Raw genomic sequence first — 20,425 nt, 5'->3', positions numbered from 1 at the left:
GCGCGCTGTCCACCGGGGCCGCGGCCCTTCACTCGAACTACAGATGGGTTGACATGCGCAAAGCGAAGATCGTCTGCACCCTTGGTCCCGCGACCAACACCTACGAGCAGATCCGGACGCTGATCGAAGCCGGGATGAACGTGGCGCGGATGAATCTCAGCCACGGCACTCACGAGGACCACGAGCAGGTCTACGCCAACATCCGCAAGGCCTCCGACGACCTCGGCAAGAACGTCGCCGTGCTCGTCGACCTGCAGGGCCCGAAGATCCGCCTGGGCAACTTCGCGGACGGCCCCCACATTCTCGAGGTCGGCGACACCTTCACGATCACCACCGACGACATCGTCGGCACGAAGGAGCGCGTCTCGACGACGTTCAAGGGCCTGCCGGGCGACTGCCGCCCCGGCGACGTGCTCCTCATCGACGACGGCAAGGTCTCCGTGCGCGTCACCGACGTCACCGAGACCGACGTGACCACCGTCGTGGAGGTCCCCGGGCCCGTCTCCAACCACAAGGGCATCAACCTGCCCGGCGTGGCCGTCTCCGTCCCCGCCATGAGCGAGAAAGACATCGCGGACCTCCGCTGGGGCCTCGCCCTCGGCGCGGACCTGATCGCCCTGTCCTTCGTGCGCGACGCCCACGACATGGACGACGTGCTCCGCATCATGCAGGAGGAGGGGCGCCGCGTCCCGGTCATCGCGAAGATCGAGAAGCCGCAGGCCGTGCGCGCGTTGCGCTCGATCGTCGGCGCCTTCGACGGCATCATGGTCGCCCGCGGCGACCTCGGCGTGGAGCTGCCGCTCGAGCAGGTCCCGCTCGTGCAGAAGCGCGCGATCGAGCTGGCCCGCCGCAACGCGAAGCCCGTGATCGTGGCCACCCAGGTGCTCGAGTCGATGATCGAGAACCCGCGCCCCACCCGAGCCGAGGCCTCCGACTGCGCCAACGCCATCCTCGACGGCGCCGACGCGGTCATGCTCTCGGGCGAGACCAGTGTGGGCAAGTACCCCTTCGAGACCGTGCGCACCATGGCGCGCATCGTCACGAACACCGAGGAGAACGGCGCCGACCGCATCCTGCCGCTGGGCACCATCCCGCACACCCGCGGCGGTGCGATCACCCGCGCGGCCTCGGAGATCGGCGACCAGCTCTCCGCGCAGTACCTGGTGACCTTCACCGAGTCCGGCGACACCGCGCGCCGCCTCTCGCGGCTGCGCCCGACCATCCCGCTGCTGGCGATGACCCCGTATCCCGAGGTCGCCCGCCAGCTGTCCCTCACCTGGGGCGTCGAGGCGCACCTGGTGCCCATGCAGAAGGACACCGACGAGATGGTCACCGTCGTCGACGAGCTCCTGCGCGAGCAGAAGGGGCTGCAGAAGAACGACCTGGTCATCATCGCGGCCGGGTCGCCCCCCGGCGTCCACGGCTCGACCAACACCCTGCGCGTGCACCGCATCGGCGACCTCGACGGCACCGAGTCGGCCCGCATCGAGGCCGACCGCATCGCCACCGGTCAGTGACCGCCGAGCGGTGACCTGCGGGCGAAGGCCCGTCCGGTCCGGGGAAGACCCCGGACCGGCGACGGCGCCCGCGGCCGATGGCCGCGGGCGCCGTCCCGTGCGTACCGGGTGCGGGACTCGAACCCGCACGCCCTTGCGGACAGCGCATTTTGAGTGCGCCGCGTCTACCATTCCGCCAACCCGGCCTGCCCTCGGGTGCCGAGGGCTGGACTAGGATACCGCTGATGACCACCGGCCACCGCCGACGGGTGCAGGGCACCCGGGCGCCGGCCCCGACCGAGACACAGGGCGACATGACTGACGACTTCACCGAACTTCCCGACGACGCCCAGGACACCGCCGCCGCGGGTGATGCACCGCGCCGCACCGCGGTCGTCGCCGAGGACGAGAGCCTCATCCGCATGGACATCGTCGAGACGCTCACGGAGGCGGGCTTCGACGTGATCGCCGCCGTCGGCGACGGCGAGAGCGCCATCGAGAAGACCCGGGAGCTGCGCCCCGACGTCGTGATCCTCGACGTGAAGATGCCGCAGACCGACGGCGTCACCGCCGCCGAGAAGATCGGCGAGGAGAACCTCGCCCCCGTCGTGATGCTCACCGCCTTCTCGCAGTCCGAGCTGGTCGAGCGGGCCCGCGACGCCGGCGCGATGGCCTACGTCGTCAAGCCCTTCACCCCGGCGGACCTCCTGCCGGCCGTGGAGATCGCGATCTCCCGCCACCAGCAGATCGTGCAGCTCGAGTCCGAGATCGCGGACCTGGGCGAGCGCTTCGAGACCCGCAAGCGCGTGGACCGCGCCAAGGGCCTGCTGCAGACCAACATGGGCCTGTCGGAGCCGGAGGCCTTCCGCTGGATCCAGAAGACCTCCATGGACCGTCGACTGACCATGCGCGAGGTCGCCGACGCGGTCGTCGACCAGCTCGGCGGCCAGGGCAAGGACTGAGGGCCGGCAGGCGCCATCGACCGGCGCGCGGGGGCGCGCCGGTCCTGCGGAGGGGGACACCGAGCACATGAGCATCACGCGACGCACGCTCGTGCAGGGACTCGGGGCCGGCGTGCTCGGCGCCGGGGCGCTGAGCGGCTGCAACCAGGGCGGCGGCATCCGCCGGGGGCGCCGTCGGCCCACCACCACCGAGCCCACCGCGGGTGACCTCGAGGAGCCCGACCAGCCGCTCGTGATCGGGCAGATCGGCGCCTCCTACGGCCGGATGGCGAGGTTCGAGGAGGCGATCGCGGTCTCGATCGACGAGGCGAGGATCGACGTCAACGCCCGCTGGGAGGGACTGTTCGGCCAGGAGGTCGTGCTCCTGGAGCGCCACGTCATGGAGGCGCCCGGCGAGGACCTCGCCCCGGTCATCGCCCAGATGGCAGATGCCGGCGCCACCTGCGTGATCACCTCGATAGACGAGGAGTCCCTGATCGCGGCGATGCCCGCTCTGGTCGAGGCGCAGCTGGCGATCCTCGACGTGCTCACCTCCGGGATGGGCGTCCGCGCGGCCGAGGTGAAGACCTCGAACCTGCTGATCCGCCTCGCCCCCAACGACCGCGTGATGGCCGCCCGCTACGCCGAGGAGGCCCTCGGAGGCGGAGGAGGGGAGAAGTCGGGGCCCGCCGGCACCGTCGCCTACCTCTCCGAGGACACGCTCCAGGGCCGCAGCCTCCTGAACGAGATGAGGCAGGTGCTGAACCCCTCGAGCGGCCGCGTCGTCAGCCAGCAGTTCTACGAGGTCGGGAAGATCGGCGACATCGGCGCCCGGGTGAAGGCGGTCCTCGAGTCGCCGCCCGCGCTGCTGGTCGCCAACGGCGGGGCGGAGCTCGCCCCGTTCCTCTCGGCCCTGCACACCGCGACCCTCGACGAGGGCAAGCGGCCCCGTATCGAGTTCCCGCGGAGGGTGTCGCCGGCGGCGACGATCGACTACTCGCAGGAGCCGGTCGCGAAGGACCTCGCCCCCGAGTCGCTGACCGCCGTGACCGGCTACGAGCCGGGCGGCGAGATCACCGTCGGCCACGAGAACATGATGCTCAACCGCAATCCCGAGTTCCTGCGGCGTGGCTACGCCTACTCGCAGCACGGCTACGACGCGCTGGTCATGCTGTGCCTCGCGGCGCAGCACGCCCTCTCGGTCGAGGGCACCGCGCTCGCGGCGGCCCTGAACGCCGTGCTCACCGGCAGCGAGGAGTGCACCGACTTCGAGGAGTGCCGCCGGGTGATGACCACGGCGCTGGAGGCGGGGGAGAAGGCCACCGTCGCCTACGTCGGCCGGATGGGGAAGGTCGAGCTCGGCGGGCAGTCGGACGCCCGCATCGGCCAGCTGCGGGAGTTCACCTGGAACGAGGCGAACGTGATGCAGCCCGGCACCGACGGGGGCTTCGAGTCGCCGGAGTGAGGCGCCGCCCGGGCGGCGACGGCGCCGCTCAGCGCGGCGGCAGCAGCTGCGTCGCGACCGTGATCGTGCTGAGCAGGGTCCCCGCCTCGTCGTGGACGTCCACCAGATAGCTCGCGACCTGGCGACCGAGATGGCGCGGGGTGCACGTCGCGGTGACCCAGCCCTCGCGCGCCGAGCGATGGTGCAGGGCGGAGACCGAGGTGCCCACCGCCTGGGCCCCCTCGCCGTGCACCTCGCGGGCGCGCAGCAGCGCCGCGACCGAGGCGATCGATTCGGCCAGCGCGATCGTCGCCCCGCCGTGCAGCAGCCCGGCCGGCTGGGTGCTGCCCGCGACCGGCATCCGCATCGTGCCGCCGCTCGGGGAGAGTGTGAGCACCTCCATGCCCAGCCGCTCCACGAGCGTCCCGGCGAAGGACGCCTCGAGCTGGGCGGCGAGCCGCGCGTCCAGGGGCGCCGGCGCCCCCTCGGTCGCGCCGACGGGGGCGTTGGCGGGGTCTGCGGGGCGGATGCGCTGATCGGACATGCCCCGAGACTGCCACAGCCCGCCGGGTGCGCGGAGGTGATCGCGACATGGGAGACTGCTCCTCATGAGTGCGAGCGACACCGATGACCAGCGCCTCCTTCTGATCGACGGCCACGCGATGGCCTTCCGGGCCTTCTTCGCCCTGCCCGCGGACGGCTTCAGCGACGGCCGCGGCCAGGCCACCAACGCCGTCTACGGCTTCACCCGCATGATCATCAACGTCGTCGCCGCCGAGCGGCCCACCCATCTCGCGGTGGCCTTCGACCTGCCCGGCGGGACCTTCCGCGACCGCATCTACGACCAGTACAAGGGCGGCCGCGACGAGACCCCGCAGGCCTTCCACGGCCAGATCGGCCTGATCCAGCAGGTGCTGGACGCGCTCGGCGTGCGCTGGCTGACCTACGAGGACTACGAGGCCGACGACATCATCGCCACACTCGCCACGCGCGCGGAGGAGCAGGGCCACGAGGCGCTGATCGTCTCCAGCGACCGCGACGCCATCCAGCTGGTGGGGGAGAAGGTCACCCTGCTGCAGCCGGTCAAGGGCGTCACCGAGATGCGGCGCATGACCCCCGCCGCCGTCGAGGAGAAGTACGGGATCCCGCCGGAGCGCTATCCGGACCTCGCCGCGCTCGTCGGCGAGGCGGCGGACAACCTCCCCGGCGTCCCCGGCGTCGGCCCGAAGACCGCCGCGAAGTGGATCGTGCAGTACGACGGGCTCGAGGGCGTGCTCGCGCACGCCGAGGAGATCAAGGGCAAGGCCGGCCAGTCCCTGCGCGACCACATGGAGGACGTCAGGCGCAACCGGCTGATGAACGCCGCCTTCACCACCCTCGAGCTGCCCGAGGACCCCGGGCACTACGCCCTCGGCGGCGGGGACCGGGCCCGCGTGCTCGAGGTGTTCGACGACCTCGCCTTCGGCGACACGATCCGCCGCGACCTCCCCGCCGCGCTGCTGGGCGAGGACGTGGCCGAGGAGGCGGCCCCCGAGCGCGCGGCCGACGTGCTGCGCCTGCGCGATGCCGCCTCACTCACCTCCCTGCTCGGCGAGGAGGACGCCCCGCTCTCCCTCGACCTCGTCGAGGACGTGCGCGGCGGGGCGCTGCTGGGCCTGGCGACCCCTGAGCAGGCCGGCGCCGCCGCGCTCGGCGCCCTGGACTCCGAGGCCTCCGAGCTGCTCGGCGCGGCCCTCGAGGGCTCCCGGGAGCTGCGGATCGCGGACGTCCCCGCCCTGCGCAGGCGCCTGGCGGAGAACGGCTACCGGCTCGGGGACGGGGTGCGCGACCTGGCGCTGGAGTCCTTCGTACTGCGCCCCGGCGCCCGCAGCTACGACACCGAGGCCCTCGCCGCGGATCTCGCGGGCGCGAGCTTCGAGCCGAAGCCGCGCAAGCCCGCCGAGTCGACCCTGAAGAAGGAGAGCGCGGAGACCCGCGCCGAGCACATCGCCCGGGCCGAGGACCGCCTCGCGAGCGCCGTCTCCGCCCTGCACCCAGCCGCCGCGGAGCTCGCGGACCGGATCGAGGCCGCCCCCTGGGCGGGGAGCATCCTCGACGACCTCGAGCGCCCCCTCCAGCGCGTGCTCGAGACGATGCACTCCCGCGGCATCGCGATCGACCACGCCGCGCTGCAGTCCCTGCGCGAGGAGTTCGAGGGTTTCGTCGCCCAGGCCAGGCGCGAGGCCGGCGAGATCGTGGGGGAGGAGGTCAACCTCGCCTCCCCGAAGCAGCTGCAGGTGGTGCTCTTCGAGACCCTCGCCCTGCCCACCACGCGCAAGATCTCCTCCGGCCACTCCACCGACGCCGAGTCCCTCACCGATCTGAGGGAGTCGCTCGACCCGGACTCCGCCGGCCACCGCTTCCTCTCCTGGCTGCTGCGCTTCCGCGAGATGAGCAAGCTGACCGGCTATCTCGTGGGCCTGGACAAGGAGATGGACACCGGCTCCCGCGTCCACACCACCTTCCAGCAGACCGCCGCGGCGACGGGTCGGCTCGCCTCGACCGAGCCGAACCTGCAGAACATCCCCGTGCGCACCTCCGAGGGGCAGCGGATCCGCGACGTCTTCGTCGCGGGCGAAGGCTTCGAGTCGCTGATGACCGCGGACTACTCGCAGATCGAGATGCGCATCATGGCCCACCTCTCCGAGGACGAGGGGCTGATCGCGGCCTTCCGCTCCGGGGAGGACCTCCACAACTTCGTCGCCTCGCGCGTGTTCGGCGTGAGCCCCGACGCGGTCGATCCGGCCATGCGCTCCAAGACCAAGGCGGTCAGCTACGGCCTCGCCTACGGGCTCTCCGCCTTCGGGCTCTCCCGCCAGCTGCGGATCTCCCGCGCGGAGGCGACCGCGCTGCGGGACGGCTACTTCGAGCGCTTCGGCGGGGTGCGCGACTACCTCCACCGCAGCGTCGAGAAGGCCCGGGAGACGGGCTACACCGAGACGATCCTCGGTCGGCGCCGCTACCTCCCGGACCTCACCAGCGACAACCGGCAGCGCCGTGAGAACGCCGAGCGGGTCGCGCTGAACTCCCCGATCCAGGGCAGCGCCGCGGACCTCATCAAGCTCGCGATGCTCGCCGTCGAGGAGCGGATGCGCGAGGCGGGGCTGCGCTCGCGCATGCTGCTCCAGGTCCATGACGAGCTCGTGCTCGAGGTCGCTCCCGGCGAGGTCGAGCAGGTGCGGGAGATCGTCGAGGACGGCATGGACTCGGCCTACGAGCTCTCGGTCCCGCTCGAGGTCGGCATCGGCGTGGGACGCACCTGGCGCGAGGCGGCCCACTGAGGCCCGGGTTCCCACCGCCGCCCCGTCGCCGGACAGGGCGGACATCACACCGGCGCGCCGCGGAGCGGTCGCCGGCGCCCTCGCGCGCCGGGGGCATCGCTGGTAGGCTGTCGAAGGCTTGCGCGCCCCGGTGCACGAGCGAACCGCCCTCCCGGCCCGGACCCCCGGTCCCGCCGCTGGGCGGAGCACGTCCCCCGACCCTACTCATTTCCTGTCCCGACGGAGTCCTTACCTACATGACCGACACCACGACCCCCCAGATCGCCATCAACGACATCGGTGACGCCGACGAGCTCATGGCCGCCATCGATGCCACCATCAAGTACTTCAACGACGGCGACATCGTCGAAGGCACCGTGGTGAAGGTCGATCACGACGAGGTCCTCCTGGACATCGGCTACAAGACCGAGGGCGTCATCCCCTCGCGCGAGCTGTCCATCAAGCACGACGTCGACCCGGCCGACGAGGTCGAGGTCGGCGACGAGATCGAGGCCCTCGTCCTCCAGAAGGAGGACAAGGAGGGTCGCCTGATCCTGTCCAAGAAGCGCGCCCAGTACGAGCGCGCCTGGGGCTCGATCGAGCAGATCAAGGAGGACGAGGGCGTCGTCACCGGTCGCGTCATCGAGGTCGTCAAGGGTGGCCTCATCGTCGACATCGGCCTGCGCGGCTTCCTCCCGGCCTCCCTCGTGGAGATGCGCCGCGTCCGCGACCTGCAGCCCTACGTCGGCCAGGAGATCGAGGCGAAGATCATCGAGCTGGACAAGAACCGCAACAACGTGGTCCTGTCCCGCCGCGCCTACCTGGAGGAGACCCAGTCCGCGGTCCGCTCCGACTTCCTGCAGACCCTCCAGAAGGGCCAGGTCCGCGAGGGCGCCGTGTCCTCCATCGTCAACTTCGGCGCGTTCGTCGATCTCGGCGGCGTCGACGGCCTGGTGCACGTCTCCGAGCTGTCCTGGAAGCACATCGACCACCCCTCCGAGGTCGTCGAGGTGGGCCAGAAGGTCAAGGTCGAGGTCCTGGACGTCGACATGGACCGCGAGCGCGTCTCCCTGTCGCTGAAGGCGACCCAGGAGGACCCGTGGCAGCTCTTCGCCCGCACCCACGCCATCGGCGAGGTCGTGCCGGGCAAGGTCACCAAGCTCGTCCCCTTCGGCGCCTTCGTGCGCGTCGAGGACGGCATCGAGGGCCTCGTGCACATCTCCGAGCTGGCCCAGCGCCACGTGGATCTGCCCGAGCAGGTCGTCACCGTCGACCAGGACGTCTTCGTCAAGGTCATCGACATCGACCTCGAGCGTCGCCGCATCTCCCTCTCCCTCAAGCAGGCGAACGAGGGCGTCGACCCCGAGGGCGACGACACCACCTTCGATCCCGCGCTCTACGGCATGGCCGCGGAGTACGACGCCAACGGCGAGTACAAGTACCCCGAGGGCTTCGACCCGGAGACCAACGAGTGGCTCGAGGGCTACGACGCCCAGCGCGAGGAGTGGGAGGCCCAGTACGCGGCCGCCTACGAGCGCTGGACCGCCCACAAGGCCCAGGTCGCCGAGGCGATCCGCGCCGACGAGGAGTCCGCGAACGCTCCGGCCGCCGCCTCGACCTCCTCCTCCGAGTCCGCGCCCGCCGCGCAGTCCTCCTACCAGTCGAGCTCCTCGGACGAGGGCACCCTCGCCTCCGACGAGGCCCTGGCCGCCCTGCGCGCCAAGCTCACCGGCAACTGATCCTCGGATCACCGGACGGCCCGGTCCCCGCAACTCGCGGGGGCCGGGCCGTCCCCGTTCCCGGCGTTCGGGCGGCCCCGATCCGGGAGCATCACGGCAGGGCACACTAGGCTCATGACCACTTCTCTCGAGTCCCACCCGATCCACACCTGGCTCACGGACATGGACGGCGTGCTCGTCCACGAGCAGTCCGCGCTGCCCGGCGCCCCCGAGTTCATCGCCGCGCTGCAGCAGTACGGGCGGCCCTTCCTGGTGCTCACCAACAACTCGATCTTCACCCCGCGCGATCTCCGGGCGCGCCTGGCCCGCAGCGGCATCGACCTCCCCGAGGAAGCGATCTGGACCAGCGCCCTGGCCACCGCCCGCTTCCTCGCCGAGCAGCAGCCCGGCGCCTCCGCCTACGTGATCGGCGAGGCCGGGCTCACCACCGCCATCCACGACGAGGGCTTCATCCTCGCCGACAGCGACGTCGAGTTCGTCGTGCTGGGGGAGACCCGCACCTACTCCTTCGAGTCCATCACCCGCGCCATCCGGCTGATCAAGGGCGGGGCGAAGTTCATCGCCACCAACCCCGACGTCACCGGACCCAGCGCCGAGGGCCCGCTGCCGGCGACCGGCTCCGTCGCCGCGATGATCACGGCCGCGACCGGGATCCATCCGTACTACGTCGGCAAGCCGAACCCGCTGATGATGCGCACCGCCCTGAACCGCATCGGAGGCCACTCGGAGACCTCGGTGATGATCGGAGACCGGATGGACACCGACGTGAAGTCGGGTCTCGAGGCGGGCATGCGCTCGATCCTCGTCCTCACCGGCTCCACCGACGTCGACGAGATCCCGCAGTTCCCCTTCCGCCCCACCGCCGTGCTGGACGGCATCGCGGACGTGGTCCCCTTCGTCGAGCGGCTGACCCCGCACGAGGCCGTCGAGCTCGACGAGGACTGAACACAGGGGGCGGGCACCGGCCCGGCAGGGCAGGACCGGCAGCGGCGATCCGGCCGGCGAGGTCCCGACCTGTGAAGATCCGGTGATGCCGTCGTGCGGGGTCGGCGAGTCGGCCTTGACCCCGGGCGTCCGAGCTGGAAAGGTCACGACCAGCTCGCCGGAGGGTCAAGGAACGGCAAAGGCCCAGGGGTGGTGGAGGAGTCCACGTCCCGACCGTCCGGAGGAGCCCGTGGGGACAGATGGTCCCCCGACGCACTCGGAAGGAGACGACGATGACTCGTCGGCACCAGGTCAGGACCCTCGCCGCGCTCGGCCTCGGCGCCCCGTTGCTCGTGGGCCTCGGCATCGGAGGATTCTCGCAGGCGGTCGCGACCACCGCCGTGCCGCCCGTCCAGGACGCGCCTGCCGCGGTCGCCGCACCCGCCGAGCGGACGGGCTCGCAGGAGGACGCCGCGGGGGAGGACGGCGCCGCCGGGGAGGAGGCCGCCGCGCCGAGCGAGGTCTTCACCACGGGCTCGCAGGAGTTCCCCCGCGCCGACCGGAGCACGATCACCGCGGGGGACGTCGCCTCGCAGCTGTACGGCTACGCCGCCGACCCGAGCCTAAGCGACGAGGCCACCTGCACCGACGGCCTCGCCCTCGACCAGCCCGGCGCGGTCACCCGCTGCACCGTGATCGGCTGGAGCGGCGAGCAGGAGACCTACTACGGCTACATGGCGCCGGCCGGCGTCGCCGAGGCCGACTACTGGCTCTACTTCAGCAAGGACGCCCCTCTGTCCGAGGAGGCCGCCGCGACGCTCAACGACGGGCTGAACGGCACCGGCGCCTATCCCGTCTGGGGCGAGGAGCAGGAGCAGTCCACCACGCTCTCGCAGGACGTCGCCGTGGAGCGCGCTAACTTCGTGCTCGACGGCTTCGGCCGCGAGGACCTCACGGTCACCTCCGTCGAGGGGGAGGTGGATCTCACCTCGACCACCCCGGTGCGCGGCACCGCCGTGGAGGACGGCTCCGGCCGCACCGTCGGGGTGACCCTGCTGCCGATCCCCACCGACGGCGAGGCGCCCGCGATGATGATCAGCATCGACGGCCCCTGATCCCCGCTCCGCTCCCCGCCGGTCCCACATCGGCGGGGTGCCCCTGAGCCCTCGGGCGGGCGTCCGCACAGCGCGGACGCCCGCCCGAGGGCCGCCGGGCTCATGAGATGATCGACGACATGCTGCGCTGGCTCACGGCCGGGGAATCCCACGGCCCCTCCCTCCTCTCCCTGCTCGACGGCGTCCCCGCCGGGATCGAGCTGACCAGTGACGATCTGAAGGACGCGCTCGCGCGCCGCCGCCTCGGTCACGGCCGCGGCAGTCGCCAGAAGTTCGAGCAGGACGTGCTGACGATCCACGGCGGGCTCCGTCATGGACGCACCCTCGGCTCCCCGCTCGCGATCGAGATCGCGAACTCCGAGTGGCCGAAGTGGGAGAAGGTCATGAGCGCGGACCCCGTGCCGCGCGAGGACCTGCTGATCGACGCCGGCACCGGCGACGAGCGCGAGATCGCCCGCAACCGCCCCCTCTCGCGCCCCCGCCCCGGCCACGCCGACCTCTCCGGGATGCTGAAGTACGGCTTCGACGAGGCCCGTCCCGTGCTCGAGCGCGCCAGCGCCCGCGAGACCGCGGCCCGCGTCGTCGCCGGCCGCGTCGCCGCGGCGCTGCTCGAGCAGGCCGCCGGCATCCGGCTGGTCTCCCACACCCTCTCCGTCGGCTCCGTGTCCGTGCCCGAGGATGCGCCGCTGCCCACCCCCGACCACCTCGAGCAGCTCGACGCCGATCCGCTGCGCTGCTTCCACGAGGGCACCTCCGCGGCGATGGTCGACGAGGTCGACGCCGCGAAGTCCGACGGTGACACCCTTGGCGGCGTCGTCGAGGTCCTCGCCTACGGCCTTCCCGTCGGCCTCGGCTCCCACACCCAGTGGGACCGGAAGCTCGACGCGCGCCTCGCCCAGGCCGTCATGTCGATCCAGGCCATGAAGGGTGTCGAGATCGGCGACGGCTTCGCCACCGCCGCCCGCCGCGGCTCCGTCGCCCACGACGAGATCCTCGTCGCGCCCTCCCCGCGCGGCGAGCGCTCCGCCTTCCCCCGCGCCACCAACCGCGCCGGCGGCCTCGAGGGCGGGATGACCAACGGCGAAGTGCTGCGCGTGCGCGGGGCGCTCAAGCCGATCTCCACCGTCCCCCGTGCGCTGCGCACGGTCGACGTCTCCACCGGGGAGCAGACCACCGCCAACCATCAGCGCTCCGACACCTGCGCGGTCGCCCCGGCCGCCGTGATCGCCGAGGCCGTGGTCGCCCTGACCCTGGCCGATGCGCTGCTGGAGAAGACCGGCGGGGACAGCATCGACGAGATCCGCGCCCACCTCGAGGGCACGCTCGACCTCCAGGCCGGGCTCGCCCGCCGTGGGGAGGACTCCGCCTCGTGACCGGTCCCGTGGCCGTCCTGATCGGTCCGATGGCCGCCGGGAAGACCAGCGTGGGACGCGCTCTGGCCGCACGCCTCGGCGTCCCCTTCGCCGACCTCGACGCGCTGATCGTCCAGGAGGCCGGACGCACGATCCCGGACCTCTTCGCGGACGAGGGGGAGCCCGCCTTCCGCGAACGGGAGGCCCGCTCGCTCGCCCGCGCCGTCGCGCACCAGCGGGGCGTGCTCTCCCTCGGCGGCGGCGCCCCGATGCACGCCGGCGCCGCCTCGACCCTGCGCGACCTGCCCGTGGTGCTGCTCGAGATCGACGAGGAGACGGTCTCGCGCCGGATCGCCCACGGCGTCGGCCGCCCGATGCTGTCCGGCGAGGACCCCATGGCCCGTTGGCGCGAGCTCGCCGCCGCCCGGGCGGAGACCTATCGTGGACTGGCGACCCATCGCATCGACGCCGCCCTCGGCAGCCCGGACCGGGTGGCCCTCGCCATCATCGACGCCCTGCAGCTTCAAGGGCCCGCGCGCCCCCAGGAGGAGACCGAATGAGCACCACCGTCATCCCCGTCACCACGCCCACCGGCGGCTACGACGTGCACGTGGGGCGGGGCCTGCTCGAGCAGGTCCCCGCCCTGGTGCCGGAGCGCGCCCGGCGCGTGGTGATCGTGCACCAGCCGAGCCTGCGCGACGTCGCCGAGCAGGTCCGCGCCGGGATCGAGGAGACGGGGCGGCAGTCCTTCGCCGCCGAGGTCCCCGACGGCGAGGAGGCCAAGACGGCGCAGGTCGCCGGGTTCCTGTGGGGCGTGTGCGGCCAGGCCGAGATCGGCCGACAGGACCTCGTGATCGGGCTCGGCGGTGGTGCGGCGACGGACCTCGCCGGCTTCGTCGCGGCCTCCTGGCTGCGCGGCGTCGACGTGCTCCAGGTCCCCACCACCGTCGCCGCGATGGTCGATGCGGCCGTGGGCGGCAAGACCGGCATCAACACGTCCGAGGGGAAGAACCTCGTCGGCGCCTTCCACCCGCCGATCGCCGTGGTCGCCGACCTCGACGTCCTCGGCGGGCTCGGCCACAACGACGTCGCCGCTGGCCTCGCCGAGGCGGTCAAGGCCGGCTTCATCGAGGACACCGCGATCCTCGACATCGTCGAGCAGGACCCCGCCGCGGTGCTCGACGTCTCCACCGACGCCTTCCGCGAGGTGATCGAGCGCGCGATCCGGGTCAAGGCCCGCGTGGTCTCCGCGGATCTGCGCGAGAGCGGGGAGCGGGAGATCCTCAACTACGGCCACACCCTCGCCCACGCGATCGAGCGCAACGAGCGCTACCAGTGGCGCCACGGCGCCGCCGTGAGCATCGGGATGATGTTCGTCGCCGAGCTCTCCCACCTCTCCGGCAAGCTCTCCGAGGCCGAGGTGGACCGCCACCGCAGCATCCTCACCTCGCTCGGCCTGCCCGTCACCTACCGCGACCGCCAGTGGCCCAAGCTCGAGGACGCGATGAAGCGGGACAAGAAGACCCGCGCCGGCCTGCTGCGCTTCGTGGTCCTGGACCGGATCGGCTCGGTCTCCCGGATCGAGGGGCCCGACCCCGCACTCCTGCTGAGCGCCTACGCCGCCATCACCGACGACTGAGCACGACCGAGCCCGCCCGAGCAAGGAGGAGCACCATGACCGAGCAGCCCGGCACCGCCGCGCAGGACGGCCCCGCCGCGCAGGGGATGGTCGATGTGCGCCGCCGCACCGCGACCGTGCGCGGCGTCGAGTTCGGCCGCGGGCGCCCCGAGATCATCGTGCCGCTGGTGGGCGACGACCTCGACGCCCTGTTCGCCCAGGCCGAGGCGGCGAGCGCGACCCCGGCCCGCGTGGTCGAGTGGCGCCTGGACCGCTTCCGCCCCGACCTCGAGGACGCCGAGCACCACCGCGAGGCGGTCCTCGCCGCGCTCGGCCCGCTGCGCGCCGCCCTCGGCGCCGACCGCGCCCTGCTGGTCACCTTCCGCACCACCGCCGAGGGCGGGCAGAGGCCCTACGGCCCCCGCGCCCTCGTCTCGCTGCTGGAGGCGCTGATCACGGGACGCCGGGCGGGCACGCAGTCGGCCGTCGACCTTGTCGACATCGAGACCTCCCACGACCCCGCGGTGGTCGCCTCGGTCATCGACTCCGCCCGCCGCCACGGTATCGCCGTGGTCGGCTCCTTCCACGACATGGAGGGCACCCCCGACGAGGAGACGATCGCGGGGATCCTGCGCGAGCAGCGCCGCCTCGGCGCGGACATCCCCAAGGTCGCCGTCACCCCGCGCACCGCCCGCGACGTGCTCACCCTGCTCTCGGCGAGCCTCGCCGTCGCCGAGGAGCGGACGGGCCCGCACATCGCGATCTCCATGGGCACCCTCGGGGCGAGCAGCCGCGTGGCCGCCGAGGCGTTCGGCAGCGCCGCGACCTTCGCGACCGCGGGGGAGGGGTCCGCCCCCGGCCAGCTCGGCGCGGACGACGTCGCCCGGATGATCGAGCTCCTGCGGCCCTGACCCGGCCCCGGCCGGCGCCTCGGCGCTCCGGCCGGACCGCGGAGGGGCCGGCGCGCCGACGCCCGGCAGCGCAGCCGCCTCAGCGCGGCGAGGCGGTCCCGGGGTCCTGCTCCTCGCGCCGCTCGTTCTCGGCGGTGCCAAGCAGCTCCGCCGGATCCGGGAAGATCCGGTCCTCGTAGTCGCTCGCGTCGAGGTCCTCGGCCCCGGCGTCCTCGGCGAGGTCGTCGTGGTCGATGTCGACGACGGGGATCGCCCCCGTCTCCTGCGCGACCCGCTCCCGCTCGTCCTTGCGGGTGCGGCGCACCAGCTGCTTCAGCTGGGTGGCGGACATCGTCACCTGCCACTCCTGATGGGCCGGCAGCGACCAGCGGCGCCACGCCGCGACCCCGGCGAGCAGCGAGCCGACGGCGACCGCGACCAGCACCGTCGGGGAGGGGAGCCCGAGAGCCAGCACCAGCCAGGTCAGCACCGCGGTGACCAGCGCACCGGTCGCGTACAGCGGGCCGCCCCCGAAGACTTGGGGGATCCTGCCCACGAGCACGTCGCGGATCACGCCGCCGCCCACCGCGCTGGTGACCCCGAGCAGGATCGCCGGCAGCGTGTCCAGGCCGTAGCCCAGGGACTTCGCCGTGCCGGTCGCGGCCCACAGCCCCATCGCCGCGATGTCCAGCGCCGTCACCAGGCGGCGCCACCAGGGGCCGTCCGCATGGATGACGAAGGTGAACATGGCTCCGCCGAGGGCGCAGGTGAGATACCAGGGCCCGTCGAAGGCCGCCGGGGTGCCGTAGTCGAGGATCAGATCGCGCACCAGACCGCCGCCGAGCCCGGCGACGATGCCGATCACCGCGAAGCCGACCGCGTCGAAGTTCAGGCGGGAGGCGATCGCACCGGCCGCCACGCCCATCACGAACACGCCCACGAGGTCCAGCACGCGGAGGAAGTCGTTCGTCACGAGCAGTTCAAGAGGGTCCACCCCAGCACCGTAGTCCGTGCAGGCAGGAGCGTGAACGGGCCCGTGACCCGGCCGACCCGCCCTACCATCGGACCATGCCCGGCAGCATTCCTCCCCCTCGTCCTGACCGCCCCCTGCGGATCGGCCTCACCGGCGGCATCGGCGCGGGCAAGTCGACCGTCGCCGCGCTCTGGCGGGAGCGCGGTCTGCGCGTGATCGATCTGGACGCCCACTCCCGGGCCGTCCTGGACGTCCCCGGCGACGGGGTCGAGGAGGCGATCGCCTGCTTCGGCGAAGGTGTGCGGAACCCTGCCGGCACGATCGACCGCGCCGCCATGGCCCGGATCGTCTTCGCCGATGCCGCGGCCCGCGCCGACCTCGAGCGGATCGTTCTCTCCCGCGTGGACCGGGCGGTCGCGGAGGAGGAGGCCGAGGCGGCCGTGTCGGGGGAGCGGGTCATCGTCCACGACAGCCCGCTGCTGCTGGAGAAGCACGGCGAGTCCGGCTACGACGCGGTCGTCGCGGTGCTCGCCCGGCGCGAGGACCGCATCGAGCGGGTGGTCCGGGACCGGGGCAGGGACCGCGCCTATGTCGAGTCGGTCATGGCGGCGCAGGTCACCGATCTCGAACGTATCCGCCGTGCGGACCGCCTGGTGCTGAACACGGCCGATCGCCCCGCTCTCCTCGCGCGCTCCGGCCGTGCCCTCGACGCGGTCCTCGAGGAGCACGACCTCCGCACCTGATCGCGTCGGACCCCGGCCGACCCGGCGCCGGGCGCCGGGAGCAGCCTGTGCGCCGTCCCGCCCGGCCCCGCGGGGCCGTCGGCCCTGAGCGGACAGAGGCACCGCATCGTGTCCTCCGACGGCCCCGGGTCGTAGGCTCGTCCTCATGCGTCCCGTCACCGATCTCGTCCGCGCCGAGCACCCCTTCGAGGTCGTCTCCGAGTACTCGCCCTCGGGCGATCAGCCGCAGGCGATCAAGGAGCTCACCAAGAGGATCAACGACGGCGAGCAGGACGTGGTCCTGCTCGGCGCGACCGGCACCGGCAAGTCCGCGACGACGGCCTGGCTGATCGAGCAGGTGCAGCGACCCACCCTGGTCATGGCGCACAACAAGACCCTCGCCGCGCAGCTCGCCAGCGAGTTCCGGGAGCTGCTGCCGCACAACGCGGTGGAGTACTTCGTCTCCTACTACGACTACTACCAGCCCGAGGCGTACGTCCCGCAGTCGGACACCTACATCGAGAAGGACTCCTCGATCAACGCCGAGGTGGAGCGGCTGCGGCACAGCGCCACCAACTCGCTGCTGACCCGACGGGACGTGGTCGTCGTCTCCTCCGTCTCCTGCATCTACGGCCTGGGCACCCCGCAGGAGTACGTGGACCGAATGGTGCAGCTGAGCGTCGGCGACCAGCTGGACCGCGACGAGCTGCTGACCCGCTTCGTGGACATGCAGTACGACCGCAACGACATCGCGTTCGAGCGCGGCACCTTCCGGGTGCGCGGGGACACGGTCGAGATCATCCCGATGTACGAGGAGCTCGCGATCCGCATCGAGTTCTTCGGCGACGAGATCGATGCGCTCTACACCCTCCACCCGATGACCGGCGAGGTCATCCGGCAGGAGGAGCACATCCACATCTTCCCCGCCTCCCACTACGTCGCCGGTCCCGAGCGGCTCTCCCGCGCGATCGGCACGATCGAGGAGGAGCTCGCCGAGCGGCTCGAGGAGCTCGAGGGGCAGAACAAGCTGCTGGAGGCGCAGCGCCTGCGCATGCGCACCACCCACGACCTCGAGATGCTGCGGCAGATGGGCTCGACCAACGGGGTCGAGAACTACTCCCGCCATCTCGACGGCCGCGCGCCGGGCACCGCCCCGAACACCCTCATGGACTACTTCCCCGAGGACTTCCTGCTGGTCATCGACGAGTCCCATGTGACCGTCCCGCAGATCGGCGCGATGTACGAGGGGGACCGCTCCCGCAAGCGCACTCTGGTCGACTTCGGCTTCCGCCTCCCCTCGGCGCTCGACAACCGCCCGCTGACCTTCTCCGAGTTCACCGAGCGCACCGGCCAGACCGTCTACCTCTCCGCCACCCCCGCCGAGTACGAGCTGAACCGCGCCCACGGCGTGGTCGAGCAGATCATCCGGCCGACGGGACTGGTGGACCCCGAGGTCATCGTCAAGCCCGTCAAGGGCCAGATCGACGACCTGCGCGAGGAGATCGACAAGCGGGTCAAGCGCGACGAGCGCGTGCTGGTCACCACCCTGACCAAGCGCATGGCCGAGGACCTCACCGACTTCCTGCTCGAGAACGGGGTGCGGGTCCAGTACCTCCACTCCGACGTGGACACCCTGCGCCGCATCGAGCTGCTGCGCTCCCTCCGGCAGGGCGAGTACGACGTGCTCGTCGGCATCAACCTGCTGCGCGAGGGCCTGGACCTGCCCGAGGTGTCCCTGGTCGCGATCCTGGACGCGGACAAGGAGGGCTTCCTCCGCTCCCGCACCTCGCTGATCCAGACGATCGGCCGTGCGGCCCGCAACGTCTCCGGCCAGGTGCACATGTACGCGGACACGATCACCGACTCGATGCAGGACGCGATCGACGAGACCAACCGTCGCCGCGAGAAGCAGATCGCGTACAACACCGAGCACGGCATCGACCCGACTCCGCTGCGCAAGCGGATCGCGGACGTCACCGACATGCTCGCCCGCGAGGACATCGACACCGACACCCTCCTGGCCACCGACTACCGCTCCGGGAAGGAGAAGGTGGCCCAGGACCGGGCGCGCGCGAACGCCGTCGACTCGATGCAGGGTCGCCAGATCGACCTCGGCGATGATCCCGTCGGCGCGCTGACCGGCATGATCGACGAGATGACCACGCAGATGCACCAGGCCGCGGAGTCGCTGAACTTCGAGGTCGCGGCGCGGCTGCGCGACGAGGTGCAGGAGCTGAAGAAGGAGCTGCGGGCCGTGCAGCGGTCCTGAGCCGATGACGACGAGGCGCGGGTGCACGCTGGGCGCCGTGCTGACCGCCGGCCATCGGATGCGCCGGCTCTGGTGGCGGGTGCGCAGACCGCGCACCTACGGTGTGAAGGTGCTGCTGCGCCACCCCGAGCGGCCCGAGCTGTTCCTGGCCGTGCGCCATTCCTACGTGGACCAGGACCGGTGGGCGCTGCCCGGTGGACGCTATCGCACCGCGCGGGAGACACCCTCCGACGCGGCGCGCCGCGAGGTGCACGAGGAGCTCGGCCTCCGCATCCGGGGCGAGCTCGACGAGCTGAGGACGCTCGAGGTGAGGACCGAGGGCAAGCGCGACACCCTCACGCTGCTGTCGGGGAGGGCCGGCGGGGTCGAGGTGCGCACCTCGCTCGAGCTGCGCGAGGCCCGCTGGCTGCGCACCGACCTCGCCGACGTGCCGGCCGGGGATCCCGTCTCGCGCTGGCTCCGCCTCGCGCTCGATGTCGGCACCGGCCGGGCCGACGACGGGACACCCGGATCGGACTGAGCCTCACCCCTCCAGCTGCGAGCGACGAAGCCCGATCTCCCGCAGGGCGCCGTGCCCCGGGAGATCGCTCACGGCGTGATCGTCACCTGGAGGCCGAGCACGGTGAGCACGCTCAGCACCGACCGCAGCGCGGGACCGCCCGCGCCGGACTCGATGTCGCGCAGCGTCCGGTCGGACACCCCGGCCAGATCCCCGAGCTGCTGCTGGGTGAGCCCGGCCTCCTTACGAGCACGACGGATCGCAGCGCCGATCTCCGTCGCGGGGTCCTGAGCCTGAGCCATACCGGAACGAACTTTCCGAAAGTGGGGTCGACGCGAGGAAGTCTGCCACCCCCGCTCCAGTTTCGGAAGGATCCTGCCGAAACGAGCGAGCGGTCATGTGATGCCCTGCCGCATAGCGTCCGCTGACTCACGATCGGCAGAATGCTTCCGGTCTTCGTCGGGAACGCCTGTCCGACGGTCTCGGAGGCGGCCCGGCTTCACCACCTCGCGGTGACGGTGCGACGCATGCATGGTGCCGTGTGCTCAGCGCGGCGGCTCCTCGGCGCGCTCCCAGCTCTCGACCGGCCCGGGGACCACCTCGAACAGCGGATGCGCCGTCGGCCCCGCGAGCGAGTTCGCGCGCTCCCAGCGCTCCGGACTGCGCTCCTCGAGCTTGTGGAGCAGATGCCGCCACTCGAGGTCGAGCTGCCCGCTGGTGACCGGGATCCTCGGCACCTCGACCCTGCTGACGACCGCGCCGGCAGAGGCGCCGTGGGCCGCCTCTCCGCTGGCTGCTCCGTCCTTGACCGACCGGGCGGGCCGACGGTCGATGCGGGAGCGGTCGAAGCGGTACCCGCGCGTCGCCGCCTCCTCGGCGAGCACTTCGAGATACTCCCCGATCGAGTCGAGTGGATCGGCCTGCGCGCGGAAGCGCTCGAGCTGAGGATGCGATCGGTACCCGCGGGTGCGCCCGGCCAGCACCGCCTGGGCCAGCAACGTCTCCCGCCAGCAGCCCGTGAGGCCCTGGCGGTCGAGGTGACGGGGGTGCAGGGACCACAGGCGCATCGGGCCATCCTCCCTCATCCGCCGAGGCAGGCGAAGGTCGCGCCGCGCACCGACGATCGTCGTCGGTCACGCTCAGG

At 72.1% G+C, this 20,425-nt stretch carries 18 protein-coding genes and 1 tRNA gene; 14 read left to right on the top strand and 5 right to left on the bottom strand.

Annotated elements, in window-relative coordinates:
• Positions 1–53 precede the first annotated feature (53 nt).
• Positions 54–1,517 carry a pyruvate kinase gene (pyk, locus tag A4A78_RS16275; protein ID WP_010550670.1) on the top strand — a complete coding sequence of 488 codons (1,464 nt, stop codon included), beginning with the start codon at positions 54–56 and terminating at the stop codon, positions 1,515–1,517.
• Positions 1,518–1,619: 102 nt separating this feature from the next.
• Here pyk and A4A78_RS16270 read toward each other — a convergent pair.
• Positions 1,620–1,702 (bottom strand) — tRNA-Leu (locus A4A78_RS16270).
• 39 nt (positions 1,703–1,741) lie between these two features.
• Here A4A78_RS16270 and A4A78_RS16265 point away from each other — a divergent pair.
• Together A4A78_RS16265 and A4A78_RS16260 are read left to right on the top strand one after the other, a co-directional pair.
• A complete protein-coding gene (locus A4A78_RS16265) occupies positions 1,742–2,458 on the top strand; it encodes an ANTAR domain-containing response regulator (RefSeq protein WP_082835382.1) in 717 nt (238 codons plus the stop codon).
• A 67-nt stretch (positions 2,459–2,525) separates the two neighbouring features.
• The gene (locus A4A78_RS16260) at positions 2,526–3,902 is read left to right on the top strand and encodes an ABC transporter substrate-binding protein (RefSeq protein ID WP_062951033.1); all 1,377 of its coding nucleotides are present in this window, start codon (positions 2,526–2,528) and stop codon (positions 3,900–3,902) included.
• A 28-nt stretch (positions 3,903–3,930) separates the two neighbouring features.
• Here A4A78_RS16260 and A4A78_RS16255 read toward each other — a convergent pair whose 3' ends face one another.
• Positions 3,931–4,425 carry a hotdog fold thioesterase gene (locus tag A4A78_RS16255; RefSeq protein ID WP_062951032.1) on the bottom strand — a complete coding sequence of 165 codons (495 nt, stop codon included), beginning with the start codon at positions 4,423–4,425 and terminating at the stop codon, positions 3,931–3,933.
• Between the two features lie 64 nt (positions 4,426–4,489).
• On the opposite strand from A4A78_RS16255, the gene polA reads away from it, so the two are divergent.
• The 8 genes from polA to aroD all read left to right on the top strand — a co-directional run bounded on the left by polA (position 4,490) and on the right by aroD (position 14,839).
• Positions 4,490–7,201, top strand: a complete 2,712-nt coding sequence (gene polA / locus A4A78_RS16250) for a DNA polymerase I (RefSeq protein ID WP_062951031.1) — start codon at positions 4,490–4,492, stop codon at positions 7,199–7,201.
• Positions 7,202–7,437: 236 nt separating this feature from the next.
• On the top strand, positions 7,438–8,919 hold the full coding sequence (gene rpsA, locus A4A78_RS16245) for a 30S ribosomal protein S1 (RefSeq protein WP_062951030.1): 1,482 nt from the start codon (positions 7,438–7,440) through the stop codon (positions 8,917–8,919).
• 114 nt (positions 8,920–9,033) lie between these two features.
• Positions 9,034–9,864, top strand: a complete 831-nt coding sequence (locus A4A78_RS16240; protein ID WP_062951029.1) for an HAD-IIA family hydrolase — start codon at positions 9,034–9,036, stop codon at positions 9,862–9,864.
• Positions 9,865–10,136: 272 nt separating this feature from the next.
• Positions 10,137–10,958, top strand: a complete 822-nt coding sequence (locus A4A78_RS16235) for a hypothetical protein (protein ID WP_062951028.1) — start codon at positions 10,137–10,139, stop codon at positions 10,956–10,958.
• A gap of 119 nt (positions 10,959–11,077) precedes the next feature.
• On the top strand, positions 11,078–12,331 hold the full coding sequence (gene aroC / locus A4A78_RS16230; protein WP_062951318.1) for a chorismate synthase: 1,254 nt from the start codon (positions 11,078–11,080) through the stop codon (positions 12,329–12,331).
• A complete protein-coding gene (locus tag A4A78_RS16225; protein ID WP_062951027.1) occupies positions 12,328–12,870 on the top strand; it encodes a shikimate kinase in 543 nt (180 codons plus the stop codon). Before aroC ends, A4A78_RS16225 begins: the two co-directional genes overlap by 4 nt.
• The gene (gene aroB / locus A4A78_RS16220) at positions 12,867–13,949 is read left to right on the top strand and encodes a 3-dehydroquinate synthase (protein ID WP_062951026.1); all 1,083 of its coding nucleotides are present in this window, start codon (positions 12,867–12,869) and stop codon (positions 13,947–13,949) included. Before A4A78_RS16225 ends, aroB begins: the two co-directional genes overlap by 4 nt.
• A gap of 35 nt (positions 13,950–13,984) precedes the next feature.
• Positions 13,985–14,839, top strand: coding sequence for a type I 3-dehydroquinate dehydratase (gene aroD, locus A4A78_RS16215; RefSeq protein WP_062951025.1), 855 nt, complete (start codon positions 13,985–13,987; stop codon positions 14,837–14,839).
• Between the two features lie 79 nt (positions 14,840–14,918).
• On the opposite strand, the gene A4A78_RS16210 is transcribed toward aroD, so the two are convergent.
• Entirely contained in the window at positions 14,919–15,812 is an 894-nt protein-coding gene (locus A4A78_RS16210) for a trimeric intracellular cation channel family protein (protein ID WP_062951023.1), read from the bottom strand.
• Positions 15,813–15,886: 74 nt separating this feature from the next.
• Here A4A78_RS16210 and coaE point away from each other — a divergent pair, with 74 nt between their 5' ends.
• From coaE to A4A78_RS16195, 3 genes are all read left to right on the top strand, one after another.
• Complete coding sequence (gene coaE / locus A4A78_RS16205) at positions 15,887–16,534, top strand: dephospho-CoA kinase (RefSeq protein ID WP_062951021.1); 648 nt, start codon at positions 15,887–15,889, stop codon at positions 16,532–16,534.
• Between the two features lie 145 nt (positions 16,535–16,679).
• Entirely contained in the window at positions 16,680–18,782 is a 2,103-nt protein-coding gene (gene uvrB / locus A4A78_RS16200; RefSeq protein WP_062951019.1) for an excinuclease ABC subunit UvrB, read from the top strand.
• Between the two features lie 37 nt (positions 18,783–18,819).
• Positions 18,820–19,302 (top strand): NUDIX hydrolase, encoded by a 483-nt coding sequence (locus tag A4A78_RS16195; RefSeq protein WP_231881077.1) that lies wholly within the window; start codon positions 18,820–18,822, stop codon positions 19,300–19,302.
• Positions 19,303–19,370: 68 nt separating this feature from the next.
• Here A4A78_RS16195 and A4A78_RS16190 read toward each other — a convergent pair whose 3' ends face one another.
• Both A4A78_RS16190 and A4A78_RS16185 read right to left on the bottom strand, forming a co-directional pair.
• Positions 19,371–19,583 carry a helix-turn-helix domain-containing protein gene (locus A4A78_RS16190; protein ID WP_062951017.1) on the bottom strand — a complete coding sequence of 71 codons (213 nt, stop codon included), beginning with the start codon at positions 19,581–19,583 and terminating at the stop codon, positions 19,371–19,373.
• Positions 19,584–19,826: 243 nt separating this feature from the next.
• Positions 19,827–20,348 (bottom strand): pyrimidine dimer DNA glycosylase/endonuclease V, encoded by a 522-nt coding sequence (locus tag A4A78_RS16185; RefSeq protein ID WP_062951015.1) that lies wholly within the window; start codon positions 20,346–20,348, stop codon positions 19,827–19,829.
• Between the last annotated feature and the right edge of the window lie 77 nt (positions 20,349–20,425).

Origin of the sequence: Brachybacterium sp. sponge, assembly GCF_001613775.1 — a bacterium.
Taxonomy (GTDB): Bacteria; Actinomycetota; Actinomycetes; order Actinomycetales; family Dermabacteraceae; genus Brachybacterium; species Brachybacterium conglomeratum.
This window is presented reverse-complemented; position numbering and strand designations above follow the sequence as displayed.